This window comes from Synechococcus sp. MIT S9504 (assembly GCF_047497135.1).
Taxonomy (GTDB): domain Bacteria; phylum Cyanobacteriota; class Cyanobacteriia; order PCC-6307; family Cyanobiaceae; genus Synechococcus_C.
On the sequence record NZ_CP138942.1, the window covers coordinates 2507751 to 2522363 of the forward strand.

A 14613-nucleotide genomic window follows, 5' to 3' on the forward strand; every position below is an offset into this window, starting at 1 on the left:
CAACAATGGCGCCGAACACCGCGTGTGTGCCGTGACCACCCCACTGATTCCGGTGATTCTCTGTGGCGGCACAGGAACACGCCTCTGGCCCCTCTCTCGAGCCAGTTACCCGAAGCAGTACTGGCCTCTGGGCGGCAATGGCGATGAAACCCTGCTGCAGCAGACCCAGCAACGTTTGGAAGGGATCAAAGCGCTGGGTGATCCTCTGCTGATCTGCAACGACGACCACCGTTTCATCGTGGCCGAACAGATGCGCCAGATCGGCATCCAACCGGGTGCCATCCTGCTGGAACCGATGGGGCGCAATACGGCTCCAGCGGTGGCGGTTGCCGCACTGCAAGCCACAGCCGACGGCGAGGATCCTCTGCTGCTGGTGCTCTCGGCTGACCATGTGATTCGCGACGCCGCACACTTCCGCAGTGCCATCGAGGCCGGTCGCAAGACCGCTGAGGCAGGGCGTCTGGTGACCTTCGGCATCGTGCCCACGGCTCCGGAAACCGGCTACGGCTACATCGAGGCCGCCGACTCCCTGCAGACAGACACGCTCACACCGGTGCCGATCGCCCGCTTTGTCGAAAAGCCAGACCAGGCCACCGCCGAACAGTTCCTGGCCAGCGGACGCTTCACCTGGAACAGCGGGATGTTTCTGTTCAGGGCGAGCGCCATGCTCTCGGAGCTGGAACGTCTGGCACCGGAAGTGGTGAGCTGTTGCAGGGCCGCACTCGAGCAGGACGTGGCAGACCTCGACTTCCTGCGACTGGAGCGTGAAGCCTTCGCCAAATGTCCCAACGTGGCCATTGATGTGGCTGTGATGGAGCAGACCCAGCTTGGATCTGTGATTCCCCTGGCTGCAGGCTGGAGTGACGTCGGCAGCTGGAGTGCCCTCTGGGAAACAGCAGACCGCGATGACAACGGCAACGTGCTGCGCGGCAGGGTGATCAGCGAGGGCAGCCGCAACTGCTATCTGCGCAGCGAACACCGGCTGGTAGTGGGTCTCGGTGTTGAGAATCTGGTGGTGGTCGAAACCGACGACGCCGTGCTGATCGCGGAACGCGACCAGGCACAGAATGTGAAGACGATCGTGAAGCAACTGGAGGCCGCTGGCAGCCGGGAAGGCAAGGCGCATCGCAAGATTTATCGCCCCTGGGGCCACTACACAGGCGTGGTGGAAGACAGCCGCTGGCAGGTGAAACGCATTTCAGTGAAGCCAGGCGCCAGCCTCTCCCTGCAGATGCACCATCACCGAGCCGAACACTGGATCGTGGTGAAAGGCACTGCGGTCGTGGAGCGCGACGGCAAGTCTCAGCTGCTCGGTGAGAACCAGAGCACTTACATCCCCATGGGCTGCAAGCACCGACTCAGCAACCCTGGCCGGATTCCGGTGGAGCTGATCGAAGTCCAGAGCGGGGCTTATCTGGGCGAAGACGACATCGTGCGCTTCGACGATGTGTATGGCCGCAGTGATGTGGAAGCAGCGGCTCGGGCTGCACTCACTCGACAGTGACGCTCTTGGCCAGGTTGCGCGGCTGATCGACATCCAGGCCTCGATGGGCCGCAATGTGATAACTGAGCAGTTGCATCGGCACCACCGTGAGCAAAGGGCTGATCCATTCGCTCACCTCAGGCACCGGCAGCAGTTCATCAAACAATTCCGTGTCGGCGCAGATGGGGGCAACACCGATCAACTGGGCATCGCGGGCCTTGGCCTCCTGGGCATTGCTGAGCACTTTTTCGAACACCGCCCCTGGCACAGCAATGGAGATCACCGGCACATGGGTATCGAGCAAGGCGATCGGGCCGTGTTTCATCTCCCCTGCGGGATAGCCCTCCGCATGGATGTAACTGATTTCCTTGAGTTTCAGGGCCCCTTCCAGTGCGATCGGATAGTTGATGCCACGCCCGAGGAAGATCACATCCTGGGTTTCAGCGAAACGGTGGGCCATGGCTTCCGAAAGCTGGTCATGCTGCTCGATCAAAACATCGAGCTGCTGGGGAAGACCGCGCAGCTCGTTCACCAATGCAGCAATCTCGGCTTCGCTTCGGTTGCCGCGCCGTGCCGCAAAGGCTAAAGCCAGCGCATAAAACGCTAGAAGCTGACCCAGGAAGGTCTTGGTGGCTGCAACCCCCACTTCGATGCCCGCACCGATGTCAAGGATGTAGGGCACCTGACGAGCCAGAGAACTCTCCACCCGATTGGTCACGCCCAACTGACGCGGGGCATAGGCGGGGTCGTTCCGGTCCCGTCGCCGATCGGCATCCATGGCAAGAGCCGCCAGGGTATCCGCCGTTTCACCGGATTGGGTAACGCCAATCGTGAGCGTGTTGGCAGCCAGCGGTGGGGGGGCGTAGCGGAACTCACTGGCGTAATGAACACAGGTTGGCACCCCCGCAAACTGCTCCAGCAGATGGGCTCCAACAAGCGCCGCATGTCGGCTCGTCCCACAGGCCAGGATCTGGATGCGCTCGATGTCGGCGTAGAACGCATCGTCGAAGGGCAAGGCCACCGGATAGGCAGCCTGCAAATTCAACGGCAGGTGCCTCTCCACCCACAGACGTGCTGTCTCCGGCTGCTCATGGATCTCCTTGAGCATGAAGTGGCGGAACTGACGCTTGTCGGCCACATGCTCCTGGCCGCTGAGCAACGAGGGACTGCGCTGCTGACGCTCACCGACATCGTTGTAGAGCTCGATGCCAAGCGGACTGAGCAACGCCACCTCTCCGTCCTCCATGGGCAGCACGGTGCGGGTGAACCCTGCCAGTGCAGGCGTGTCACTTGCACACATGAATTCGCCTTCACCCAAACCGATCAGCAGGGGTGCTGCCTTTCGAGCCACCACAAGAGCCCCTGGTGCCTCTGCCCACAACACCGCCAGGGCATAGGCGCCTTGAAGCTTTGGCAACACGGCCTGCACGGCCTGCAACAGCGTATTGCCATCAGCAGGCTGGCCAGCAGCACACCGTTGGCGCAACTCCGCAGAGACCAGATGCGGAATCACCTCGGTGTCGGTGTCTGAGCGGAAGCTGACCCCTGCGCCGCTGAGCTCTTCACGCAGAGCCCGATGGTTTTCGATGATGCCGTTCTGCACAACGGCCACTTGGCCAGCACCATCGCAATGGGGATGGGCGTTATGCACCTCGGGCTTGCCATGAGTCGCCCAACGGGTATGGCCGATTCCACAAAAACCGGGTGCTCGCTCCTGCTCGACCCTTTCGCTGAGATTGACCAGCTTGCCCTTGGCGCGAAGGCAGTGCAGCCTGGCCCTCGCCTCGTTCACCGACTCTTCGATGGTGGCGATTCCGGCGGAGTCGTAACCGCGATATTCCAGTTGCCGCAGCCCTTCAAGCAGGAGCGGCGCTGCCTCTCTGGAGCCAATCACCGCAACGATTCCGCACATACAAAAAAGCCCGGCATTGCCGGGCTGAGCTTATGGGTTATTGAACTGAAAACGAAGGTGGCGATCAATACGCCAGGCCCATGCTTCGGGTGGTCTCATCACCGAGATAAACGCGGATGCTGAGGAAATCTGTTGGGCAGGCGGTTTCACAGCGCTTGCAGCCAACGCAATCTTCCGTGCGTGGAGAGGACGCGATCTGGCCGGCCTTGCAGCCATCCCAGGGAACCATTTCGAGCACATCCAGAGGGCAGGCCCGCACGCACTGAGTGCAGCCGATGCAGGTGTCGTAGATCTTGACGGCGTGGGACATGAATCCCTCTGAGAACAGGTGACTTCGAAACAACTTACCGGGGCTAGGAGACACTTAGGCCGAGCGCGCGCCACGCCGTCACCGTTGTTAACTCCAGGCGGATGTAAAGGCTCAGAGATTGGAAAGGCCGAGGCCAGCCCGTAAGATGCGGCGTCCCGTCTTCACGGCCATGTCCCAGGAAGCGATCCTCGAAAAAGTCCGTTCGATCGTGGCGGAGCAGCTCAGCGTCGACGCCGGCGAAGTCAAGCCCGAATCAAACTTCCAGAATGATCTCGGTGCTGACTCCCTTGACACTGTCGAGCTGGTGATGGCATTGGAAGAAGCCTTTGACATCGAAATTCCAGACGAAGCCGCTGAAGGCATCGCCACCGTCGGCGACGCCGTCAAGTACATCGAAGACAAGCAGGCCTGAGGATCGGCAGCATGGTGGAGGGTCTCCAACGCGTCGTGGTCACGGGCCTCGGCGCGGTGACACCGATCGGCAACAGCGTTTCCGACTATTGGTCCGGGCTCACCTCCGGCAGGAACGGGGTGGCATTGATTTCACTATTCGATGCCTCCAGGCACGCCTGTCGATTTGCAGCGGAAGTGAAGGACTTCGATCCGACGGGATTCCTCGAGCCCAAGGAAGCGAAGCGCTGGGATCGGTACTGCAAATTCGGTGTTGTCGCCGCCAAACAAGCTCTTGCCGATGCAGGGCTGGAGATCAGCGAAGCCAACGCCGATCGGATCGGCGTCAGCATCGGCTCCGGCGTTGGTGGGCTGCTCACCATGGAGACCCAGGCCCACGTGCTTGAGGGCAAGGGACCGGGTCGGGTGAGCCCTTTCACTGTGCCGATGATGATTCCCAACATGGCCACAGGCCTGGCGGCAATTGCCCTCGGCGCCAAAGGGCCAAGCTCTGCGGTCGCAACGGCCTGTGCAGCTGGATCGAATGCCATCGGCGATGCCTTCCGTCTGCTGCAGCTGGGCAAGGCTGACGCCATGATCTGCGGCGGCGCAGAGTCGGCCATCACCCCGCTGGGAGTGGCCGGCTTCGCCAGCGCCAAGGCATTGTCGTTCCGCAACGATGATCCAGGCAGCGCCAGCCGACCGTTCGACAAGGAACGCGACGGCTTTGTGATCGGCGAAGGATCAGGCGTGTTGGTGCTTGAAACCTTCAGCCATGCCAAGGCCCGCGGCGCCGCGATCCTGGCCGAAATCGTTGGCTATGGAACCACCTGTGATGCACACCACATCACCTCGCCCACACCCGGAGGTGTGGGTGGAGCGGCCGCCATGCGCCTGGCTCTGGAGGACGGAGGGCTCAGTGCTGACCGCATCGATTACGTCAATGCCCACGGCACCAGCACACCGGCGAACGACAGCAACGAAACCGCGGCGATCAAGACTGCTCTTGGCCAACGCGCCTTCAAAATTCCCGTGAGCTCAACCAAATCGATGACAGGACATCTCCTGGGTGGCTCCGGCGGCATCGAAGCCGTGGCCTGTGTGCTTGCGCTGCAGCACAATGTTGTACCTCCCACCATCAACTACTCCAATCCCGATCCCGACTGTGATCTGGATGTGGTGCCTAACTCCGCCCGCGAGCACACACTGGGAACAGTGTTATCCAACTCGTTCGGTTTCGGCGGCCACAACGTCTGCCTTGCCTTTCAGCGCATGGACTGAATCCTGAGGTCAGATTCACCTCAGTGACGCTGACCACGCTGTTTCAGACTGATCGCACTCCTTACTGCTTCTCCTACCTCACGCCATGGTTGCCGCGCCCGCTTCTCTCGACACCCTCTGCATCAACAGCATCCGTATGCTGGCCGTTGATGCGACGAATAAGGCCAAGAGTGGCCACCCGGGTCTGCCGATGGGCTGCGCCCCCATGGGTTACACCTTGTGGGACAAATTCCTAAAGCACAACCCCAAAAACCCCAAGTGGTTCAACCGTGACCGCTTTGTGCTGTCAGCTGGCCACGGCTGCATGCTGCTTTATGCCCTGCTGCACCTCACCGGCTACGACTCGGTCTCCATCGATGACATCAAGCAGTTCCGGCAATGGGGTTCAAAGACCCCGGGGCACCCTGAAACCTTCGAAACTCCCGGCGTAGAAGTCACCACAGGCCCTCTTGGCGCTGGTATCTCCAATGCTGTGGGGTTGGCCATCGCCGAGTCTCACCTTGCAGCCAAGTTCAACAAGCCTGATGCCGCTGTTGTTGATCACTACACCTACGTGATCATGGGTGACGGCTGCAATCAGGAGGGTGTGTCCTCTGAGGCCTGTTCCCTGGCCGGACACCTGAAGCTAGGCAAACTGATCGCGCTCTACGACGACAACCACATCACGATCGACGGACGCACCAACGTGTCCTTCACCGAGGACGTGCTTAAGCGCTACGAAGCCTATGGCTGGCACGTGCAGCATGTGCCTGATGGCAACACCGATGTCGATGCCATTGCCAAGGCCATCGAAGCTGCCAAAGCTGTCACCGACAAGCCCTCGATCATCAAGATCACAACCACCATCGGTTTCGGCTCACCGAACAAGAGCGATACCGCCGGAATCCATGGTGCCGCGATTGGCGAGGAAGAAGCCGATCTCACCCGCAAAAACTTGGGTTGGAACTACGGACCCTTTGAGATTCCACAAGAGGCCTACGACCAATACCGTCAAGCCGTTGACCGTGGCGCAACGCTTGAGGCCGAGTGGAACCAAACGCTGGCCAGCTATCGCAGTAACTATCCCAATGAGGCAGCCGAATTCGAGCGCATGCTGCGAGGCGAGCTTCCTGAGGGCTGGGAGAAGGCACTGCCGACCTACACCCCAGATAACAAGGGATTAGCAACTCGCAAGTTATCTCAGCTCTGCTTAGGTGCCTTAGGCCCGAAGATTCCTGAGCTGATCGGTGGTTCTGCCGACCTCACCCATTCCAATTTCACCGATATCGAAGGTGAAACCGGCTCCTATCAACCCGAAACACCCGAGAAGCGCTATTTGCACTTCGGTGTGCGTGAGCACGCCATGGCAGCTGTTCTCAACGGCATTGCCTATCACGACAGCGGCTTGATTCCCTACGGCGGCACCTTCCTGGTCTTCGCCGACTACATGCGCGGCTCGATGCGCCTTTCGGCCTTGAATGAACTGGGTGTGATCTACGTTCTCACTCACGATTCAATCGGACTTGGTGAGGACGGTCCCACCCACCAGCCGGTTGAGACCATCCCTTCTCTTCGCGCCATGCCAGGAATGCTGGTGTTTCGCCCTGGTGACGGCAACGAAACCAGTGGTGCCTACAAGATCGCGATCGAAAACCGTAAGCGCCCCAGTGCACTTTGCCTCAGCCGTCAGGGCATGGCCAACCAGGCCAATTCCTCCATTGAGAAAGTGGCACGCGGCGGCTACATCCTCGAAGACTGTGACGGCACTCCTGATCTGATTCTGATTGGTACCGGAACCGAGCTCGACCTCTGCGTGCAAGCCGCCAAACAGCTCAGAGCTGATGGCAAGAAAGTGCGGGTCGTTTCCATGCCTTGCGTCGAACTGTTTGATGAGCAAAGCGACGCTTACAAGGAAGAAGTGCTTCCTAGTGCTGTTCGCAAGCGCATCGTTGTGGAAGCAGCCGAATCCTTCGGCTGGCACCGCTTCATCGGCCTCGATGGCGACAGTGTCACCATGAACCGTTTCGGAGCATCCGCTCCTGGCCCCACATGCCTGGAGAAGTTTGGCTTCACGGTCGACAATGTTGTCGCCAAATCCAGAGCGCTGCTGAGCTAAAAACGCTCACATTGAATTTAAAAAGCGGAGGAGAAATGCCTCCGCTTTTTTATGCTTAGAACCATTGAAGTTTTGATCCAATGCGAAATCTCATCACAGGCGGCGCCGGATTCCTAGGCTCTCACTTAGTTGATCGCTTGATGCAAGCTGGTGAAGAAGTGATCTGCCTGGACAATTACTTCACAGGCAGAAAGGCAAATATCAGCAATTGGATTGGCCATCCCAACTTTGAACTGATTCGCCACGACGTCACAGAACCCATCAGATTAGAAGTTGATCGAATCTGGCATCTGGCCTGCCCTGCCTCTCCAATTCACTATCAATTCAACCCAATCAAAACAGCTAAAATAAGTTTCCTTGGCACCTACAACATGTTGGGCCTGGCAAGACGCGTAGGAGCGCGCTTCCTCTTGGCCAGCACAAGCGAAATTTACGGAGATCCAGAGATTCATCCCCAACCGGAAAGTTATCGAGGCTGCGTGAATACCATCGGGATTCGCAGCTGTTACGACGAGGGCAAACGCATTGCCGAAACCCTCTGTTTCGACTACCAGCGCATGCACGGAACGGAGATTCGAGTCATGCGCATCTTCAATACTTACGGCCCGCGCATGCTTCCAGATGATGGGCGGGCTGTCAGCAACTTCATCGTACAAGCTCTGAAGGGAAAACCTCTGACGCTCTATGGAAATGGCAGTCAAACCAGATCTTTTTGCTACGTGGATGACCTAATTGAAGGCATGATCCGACTGATGAATAGGGACAACACAGGGCCTATCAACATTGGCAACCCCAATGAATTCACCATCCGCCAGCTAGCGGAGCTCGTGCGCGATCAAATCAATCCCAACCTGAGACTCATCAACAAGCCCCTACCCCAGGACGATCCACTGCAACGTCAACCCGTGATTGCCCTTGCCAGACAGGAACTGGGCTGGGAACCCAAGATTTCTCTTGAAGAAGGTCTCGAACCCACAATCAACTGGTTCCGAAAGGCACTCGAAAAGAAAGCCGAATAAACCACGAACCTAATACATCACCACCAAAAGCAATCAATCTTGCCTTTGGTGGTGATGCAGAGCGGAGCTCAATCATTCAGCTTTATCCATCTTCACCCCGGATAATTCTGCGCCCCCTTTGACTTCAAGCACTTTTTCCAAACCTTCCAGATCTTCATCGGTGATCTTGGTCTGCATAGGACAGTGCTTGGGGCCACACATCGAACAGAATTCAGCCTGCTTATAGATATCTGCCGGCAGAGTTTCATCGTGATATTGCTTGGCTCGCTCGGGATCCAGTGACAATTCAAACTGCCTGTTCCAGTCAAAGGCATAACGAGCCCTGCTGAGCTCATCATCACGATCACGGGCACCGGGGCGATGTCGGGCGATATCAGCAGCATGCGCTGCGATCTTGTAAGCAATCAAGCCTTCACGCACATCGTCGGCATTGGGAAGACCCAGGTGCTCTTTCGGAGTCACATAACAGAGCATCGCAGTGCCATGCCAGCCGGCCATGGCCGCACCGATCGCCGAGGTGATGTGGTCATAACCAGGTGCAATATCGGTCACCAAGGGGCCGAGCACATAGAAGGGTGCCTCATTGCACTCCTCCATCTGCTTCTTGACGTTGAACTCGATCTGATCCATCGGCACATGACCTGGACCCTCAACCATCACCTGAATGTCTTTCTCCCAGGCACGACGCGTCAGTTCACCAAGCGTGTGGAGCTCAGCCAACTGAGCCGCATCGGAAGCATCGTGCTGACACCCCGGCCGCAAAGAATCACCCAGTGAAAACGTGCAGTCATAGCGCTTGAAAATTTCACAGATGTCGTCGAAACGGGTGTAAAGCGGGTTCTGACGGTGGTGATAAAGCATCCACTGGGCAAGGATGCCACCGCCACGACTGACAATCCCGGTGATGCGTCCTTTCACCTTGACCAGATGTTCAATCAGCAGACCAGCGTGGATGGTCTGATAGTCGACACCCTGCTGACAGTGCTTCTCGATGATGTGAAGGAAGTCATCCTCAGAGAGGCGTTCGATCGAACCATGCACACTTTCCAGCGCCTGGTAGACGGGAACGGTGCCGATCGGCACCGGAGAGGCCTTGATAATCGCGGTGCGAACATCATCCAGGTTGACGCCGCCGGTGGACAGGTCCATCACGGTGTCGGCGCCGTATTTCACCGCCAGATTCAGTTTTTTGACCTCTTCCTCGGCATCCGAGGCATTGGGAGATGCGCCGATATTGGCATTCACCTTGCACTTGCTGGCGATCCCAATCGCCATGGGCTCAAGATTTTCATGGTTGATGTTGGCAGGGATCACCATGCGGCCCCGTGCCACCTCCTCCATCACCAGGGTCTCAGGCAGATTCTCTCTCCTGGCCACATAGACCATCTCCTCGGTCACCACGCCCTGACGGGCGAAATGCATCTGGGACACGTTGGCCTGTCCGCGACGGGACTGAACCCAGGAAGCACGCATGATCCATACAGCGAAGGAACTGCCAGGGGCCGGCCTGCTAACTGAGGATCACATTGGTCACTTCCCTAGCGCCGGAATAACCCGGATCAGGTTCAGAGGGTGTGATCTCAGCCAAGAGGATCGCGAACGATCCAAGGCACCCCTAGTGGTGTCCAATTACTAGCAACGCCGTTGAGAACACACCGTCAACGCAGCTGCAATCCGTTCAGTGCCGCTGCCACAACCCGGTGATCACTGTCCTGCTGGAGTGGCTGCAACAAAGCTCTGGCTTGCTCACCAATCGGCTGAGCCGCACGCTCGCGAACGATCCTTCCAAGAATCTCGGCACCGCTGACGCGAACCGTGCCATCTGCATCTGTGATCGCGGCACTGGCCAGGTCGAGCAGCCATTCGAAATCGATCTCAGGCTGTTCGGCCAGAGCAGAAAGAATGCTGCAGCGCACCAGCCATGCACTGTCGGCCTCGAAGGCTGCCCTCAGCAAGGGCCAGGCTCGGGCAACGCCGTAGCTGGCGAGGGCATTGGCTGCTTCAGCGCGAACATTGGCATCAGCATCGCTGCGCAGAAGCCGCTCCAAGACAGACCAACCCTGCTCGGTGCGCTTGTAGCCCAAACCGCTGCAGCTCAGGGAGCGCACCAGAAAGGCCTCCTGCTCACTACCCAGCACCAACAGAGGAACCGCATCCTCATCACTGCAGAATCGCAACTGGGTGAGAGCCGGCATGGCCTGCAATGGATCACCAGAACCGATCGCCTCCCTGAGGGCGTTGAGATCAGGTGCACCTCCCTGGGGCTGCTCTGGTGTGGAAGCCATGAACTCAATTCTCCTGAAAACGACTGCTCCGCAAAGCCACCAGCAGCCTGTAGCGGCGGCGGCGGCGACCCACTACAGCGTGGATCACTAAGCCGGAGCCGACCAGGATGGCAGGAACAGACTGCCAACGCTCCGTGCCCTCCCTCTGGACAAGCGCCAGCACCCCAAGGCACACCAGCAGCGGCGCTGCCAAGGACAGCAAAACATGTAAACGGGTGCGGGGAGGACGGTTCATCTCAATGGTTCCCAAGCCAGCATCGCCGCGGTGAGCACACGAATCCCGACCCCCAGGCAGCGTTCATCCGGAAGGAAATGACCGTTATGCAGCGGCGCACAGCCATCAGGACCCGCAACACCGAGGCGAAACATCATGCCCGGCACATCCCTGATCAACTCTGCGAAATCCTCAGCCCCCAAAGAGGGTTGCTCCAAGCGCAGAACCTGGTCAGCGCCCAGTTGCTCGATGGCACAGCGCTCAAGCAGGGCCGTGAGCTTGGGGTCGTTATCAACCGGTGGAGCAATGCAGCGATAGCGAACCGTTGCCGTGGCACCGAAACCCTCGCAAAGAGCGCGCACCGTCTGCTCGATCCAATCGGGCAGATGGTCGTGCAGCTCGTTGGAGAGACAGCGCACCGTTCCCAGCAACATGACCCGATCGGCAATCACATTGAACGCCTTGCCTCCTTCGATACGCCCGAAGCTCACCACCACTGGCTGTAAGGCATCAAGCCTGCGACTGATGGCTTCCTGGAGGCCAGTGACCACCCTCGAAGCGATCCAGATCGCGTCCACCGACTGATGAGGCCTGGCACCGTGGCCAGCCTGACCGTTGATCTCAATCTCCAACTCACCCGCCGCGGCCGTCAGACTGCCGCTGCGCAAACCCACGCTACCCACAGGCAAAGAGGGGAACACATGCAAACCGAACAACGCTTGAAGGCCATCGGTGGCTCCCGCCTCGCGCATCCAGCGAGCGCCCTGAGCGATTTCCTCAGCCGGCTGAAACAACAGGCGCATCCCAACAGGTAATTGCCGCTCAGCCGCCAGCAGTCGGGCCACCCCCAGACCAACCGTGCTGTGCAGGTCATGCCCACAGGCATGCATCACTCCCTGCCGGATGGATGCATAAGGCAAGTCCGTTAGCTCCTCAATGGGCAGTGCATCCATATCCACGCGCAAGCCGAGTTTGGGACCCTGTTCGGGGCCAAGATCAGCCACCACACCCGTGCGGCCAACGCCTTCACGAACGCGCCAACCGGCCTGACGCAGATCGCCCGCGATCAATGCAGCGGTTTGGTGCTCTTCCCCACTGAGCTCAGGATGGGCATGCAGATGACGGCGAAACTCGATCAACTCCGGCAACAGGGCATCCAGACGCTCTATCCAGGTGGCAGTGAGGTTCATGACACCTCCAGAGCAAGAAAGCGCTCAAGATCAGCAATCGGCCGTGGCGGCCAACGACGGACCTCGGCCAGCCAGGCGGCATCGCGATAACTGGGGTCAAGACCAGAGGCAGCGGCCCAATGGCTTTCCGCTTCACCACGCGAACCTTCACTCCAGAGCAAAGCACTCAAAGCCGCTCTCGCATCAGCGAACAGTGGGTAGCGCCGGATCAGATTGCGCAGGTTTCGCTCTGCTTCTTTCAGATCATTGAGCTGATAAAGAGCCAGAGCATCACTCGATCGAGCCATCGCGAATCCTGGCCTGGCGTCGGCAGCCAAACGATAGAGACGCTGGGCTTCCTGCCATTCACCTTCGGATCCACGCACATTGCCGAGGTTGTAAAGGGCTGAGGCATCGCTCGGGTCTCTTTCCAAAATCCAGTCGTAATCGGCTGCTGCCTCAGACCAGCGCTGCAAAGCCTCTTCCGCTGTGCCGCGATTGAGACGGGGGTCAGCATCCTCAGGAGCAAGCTCAATCGATCGGGTTTGATCGGCGATGGCCCCCTCTGGATCACCCAGCATCAGACGCACATTGCCGCGATTACTCCAGGCCGCAGCATCATCAGGAGCGAGATCCAGCACCTGATCCCAGACCGGAAGTGCATGCTGCGGATCCCCGGCACGGCTGAGCGCGAGAGCACGATCGAACAGCTGCGGCAGCGAATCCACCTCAGTGGCTTCTGCGGAGATGGGAAACAAAACCACCAGCAGAGACAGGCACCAGCCGAGCAGGAGTTGCTTCCACCTCATCTCAAAAGCCCCTGTTCATCCAATAACTGCTGATGATCAAGCCCCCGAACCATGACCGTCGCTCTGTCAAAAAATGCGCCTTAGAACGTCAAGCTGCCAGCGAAAGGAAACCTCTTGCAGGAAGACATTCCAAAGGTCTCAGTAGCGTATCGAGATCAACCCGGTGAAAGTGAGTTGGCGATCTTGAAGTTCGAAACCAAGAGAGTCACAAGGCTCAAACAGTGATCATGGAGCGTCTTGCCAGCTCATAAAGCAACCATTAAGTTCCAGAGACTGTCCGGAAGCCGATCCTCACTTCGCGGATGAAAAAATCTGTCTTCAGATTGTGTCTCGGAGGGTGTGCAGCCGTGCTGGGACTTGGGCACTCGCAACCTCCAGTACCCTCAGAACTGCAGCCTGCACGGGAACTGCTGAATCAGTCAGAACAGATCAATCTCGCCGATGCGATCGAGGCGACACTGCGTAACAACCCACAACTCTTGGCAGCTGTGGAAACGATCAGGGCTCGCCGCTCTCTGCTCGCCTCCGAACAACGCCGCTGGTCTCCAACAGCGGGCTTTTTCACATACAGCGAATCAACACCACTACTAGGTCAATACTTCGAGACTGACATCATTTCCTACCCCCAAGGCAGCGATGAAAGTTCCACCTATGAATTCAATAATTACAGCCTAAGATCTCTTGGACTGCAGGTAAGCTGGAGCTTTTTATAACCAACTCGCCAGCCGGCGATCAATCGCTCTAACTCCTTGCTTAAGGCAGAACAATTTACTTTTGACGCGATTGCTCGAAGCATTGTCCTCGACACCCAAATCAGCTACTACGAGCTACAAGAAAATCAACGATTGATTCAGATTTATGAAAAGATATATGAACGCAACCTAAGGCAACTTGACATCATTGAGGAGCAATTCAAAGGCGGTTTACTTCACATTGTAGATGTATCTCAGCAGAAAACGCTACTGCTCAGCCAGCTCACTGAGCTGGACGGATTTTACAGGTCACAACTGCAGATCGCATCCAATCTTGCACGCATCATGGGGCGGCCTCCAGGAAGTTCTGTGATTCCAGCGGAGCTCAGCAGCAACGATTTTGCCAGCTGGGAGCTCTCCTTGCCGCAAACGATTGATGAGGGTTTAGCCCTGCGAGAGGAGATTCGCCTTTCTCTGGCAGAAGCGGAAGCAGATGATTGGGAGGCCAGGCGGCTTCTCAACCTTTACCTACCTGTGCTGTCCCTAACAGCCAATGGATACGCAACCTATTCAGAAGGAATCATCGATGGCCCGATTGGCAACAGCAACTCCGGAGACCGTGGCAACTCAACCGACACCGATCTGGCGATTGGCCTCGGCTTCAACTGGAACTTCTTCGATGGTGGTGTACAGACAGCACGCGCCGCGGCCAATCGCAGCTTGGCAAAAGCGCAGAGACAAAAAGCCCAACAGGAACGCGACCGGGTGGGGAACCAGATCCGTCGCAGTTACTCCTCTTAACGGAATGATCGGATGCCAGGGAAAGCTCGGATCTCCTGGGCTGGAGCGCGAGGTTTTTGACCTGGATTGAGATGCAGATGGGGTTGTTCAGCGGTCCGTCAGGGAGCAATCCAAACGTCATCCCTGATCGGCCAGGTCGGTCTGCGGGAATGG

The 14613-nt window shown here is 58.1% G+C and carries 14 protein-coding genes, 1 pseudogene and 1 riboswitch; of the genes and pseudogenes, 8 read left to right on the forward strand and 7 right to left on the reverse strand.

Translation table 11 applies throughout. From position 1 onward, the window contains the following. Nucleotides 1-31 precede the first annotated feature (31 nt). On the forward strand, nt 32-1504 hold the full coding sequence (locus tag SIB58_RS13810; protein ID WP_066910273.1) for a mannose-1-phosphate guanylyltransferase/mannose-6-phosphate isomerase: 1473 nt from the start codon (nt 32-34) through the stop codon (nt 1502-1504). On the opposite strand, the gene glmS is transcribed toward SIB58_RS13810, so the two are convergent. Both glmS and psaC read right to left on the reverse strand, forming a co-directional pair. Further along, nucleotides 1491-3395: a glutamine--fructose-6-phosphate transaminase (isomerizing) gene (gene glmS / locus SIB58_RS13815; RefSeq protein WP_066910177.1), complete on the reverse strand. Its 1905-nt coding sequence runs from the start codon at nt 3393-3395 to the stop codon at nt 1491-1493. The two genes, SIB58_RS13810 and glmS, sit on opposite strands and share 14 nt — an antisense overlap. 64 nt (nt 3396-3459) lie before the next feature. Next, a complete protein-coding gene (psaC, locus tag SIB58_RS13820; protein WP_006850103.1) occupies nt 3460-3705 on the reverse strand; it encodes a photosystem I iron-sulfur center protein PsaC in 246 nt (81 codons plus the stop codon). 169 nt (nt 3706-3874) lie between these two features. On the opposite strand from psaC, the gene acpP reads away from it, so the two are divergent. The 4 genes from acpP to SIB58_RS13840 all read left to right on the forward strand — a co-directional run bounded on the left by acpP (nt 3875) and on the right by SIB58_RS13840 (nt 8490). Then, nucleotides 3875-4117, forward strand: a complete 243-nt coding sequence (acpP, locus tag SIB58_RS13825; RefSeq protein ID WP_066910276.1) for an acyl carrier protein — start codon at nt 3875-3877, stop codon at nt 4115-4117. A gap of 11 nt (nt 4118-4128) precedes the next feature. Then, nucleotides 4129-5376 carry a beta-ketoacyl-ACP synthase II gene (gene fabF / locus SIB58_RS13830; RefSeq protein ID WP_067327287.1) on the forward strand — a complete coding sequence of 416 codons (1248 nt, stop codon included), beginning with the start codon at nt 4129-4131 and terminating at the stop codon, nt 5374-5376. An 85-nt stretch (nt 5377-5461) separates the two neighbouring features. Continuing rightward, a complete protein-coding gene (gene tkt, locus SIB58_RS13835) occupies nt 5462-7471 on the forward strand; it encodes a transketolase (protein WP_066910183.1) in 2010 nt (669 codons plus the stop codon). Between the two features lie 80 nt (nt 7472-7551). Further along, a complete protein-coding gene (locus SIB58_RS13840; RefSeq protein WP_066910186.1) occupies nt 7552-8490 on the forward strand; it encodes a UDP-glucuronic acid decarboxylase family protein in 939 nt (312 codons plus the stop codon). A gap of 72 nt (nt 8491-8562) precedes the next feature. On the opposite strand, the gene thiC is transcribed toward SIB58_RS13840, so the two are convergent. The 5 genes from thiC to SIB58_RS13865 form a co-directional block, all read right to left on the reverse strand. Next, nucleotides 8563-9963, reverse strand: coding sequence for a phosphomethylpyrimidine synthase ThiC (gene thiC, locus SIB58_RS13845; RefSeq protein ID WP_066910189.1), 1401 nt, complete (start codon nt 9961-9963; stop codon nt 8563-8565). A gap of 45 nt (nt 9964-10008) precedes the next feature. Then, a riboswitch (TPP riboswitch) is annotated at nt 10009-10117 on the reverse strand. Between the two features lie 31 nt (nt 10118-10148). Then, nucleotides 10149-10775, reverse strand: coding sequence for a HEAT repeat domain-containing protein (locus SIB58_RS13850; protein ID WP_066910192.1), 627 nt, complete (start codon nt 10773-10775; stop codon nt 10149-10151). Nucleotides 10776-10779: 4 nt separating this feature from the next. Next, nucleotides 10780-11010 (reverse strand): DUF3188 domain-containing protein, encoded by a 231-nt coding sequence (locus SIB58_RS13855; protein WP_066910195.1) that lies wholly within the window; start codon nt 11008-11010, stop codon nt 10780-10782. Further along, a complete protein-coding gene (locus SIB58_RS13860) occupies nt 11007-12179 on the reverse strand; it encodes an amidohydrolase (protein WP_066910198.1) in 1173 nt (390 codons plus the stop codon). Before SIB58_RS13860 ends, SIB58_RS13855 begins: the two co-directional genes overlap by 4 nt. Continuing rightward, nucleotides 12176-12967, reverse strand: a complete 792-nt coding sequence (locus SIB58_RS13865; RefSeq protein WP_067327285.1) for a tetratricopeptide repeat protein — start codon at nt 12965-12967, stop codon at nt 12176-12178. Before SIB58_RS13865 ends, SIB58_RS13860 begins: the two co-directional genes overlap by 4 nt. Before the next feature lie 302 nt (nt 12968-13269). Between SIB58_RS13865 and SIB58_RS13870 the strand changes: the two genes are divergently transcribed. The 3 genes and pseudogenes from SIB58_RS13870 to SIB58_RS13880 all read left to right on the forward strand — a co-directional run bounded on the left by SIB58_RS13870 (nt 13270) and on the right by SIB58_RS13880 (nt 14460). Next, nucleotides 13270-13680 carry a hypothetical protein gene (locus tag SIB58_RS13870; protein ID WP_156487725.1) on the forward strand — a complete coding sequence of 137 codons (411 nt, stop codon included), beginning with the start codon at nt 13270-13272 and terminating at the stop codon, nt 13678-13680. A gap of 18 nt (nt 13681-13698) precedes the next feature. Next, nucleotides 13699-13998 (forward strand): annotated as a pseudogene (locus SIB58_RS13875) (TolC family protein); the annotation flags it as partial. A gap of 6 nt (nt 13999-14004) precedes the next feature. Continuing rightward, on the forward strand, nt 14005-14460 hold the full coding sequence (locus tag SIB58_RS13880) for a TolC family protein (RefSeq protein WP_156486766.1): 456 nt from the start codon (nt 14005-14007) through the stop codon (nt 14458-14460). Nucleotides 14461-14613 lie beyond the last annotated feature (153 nt).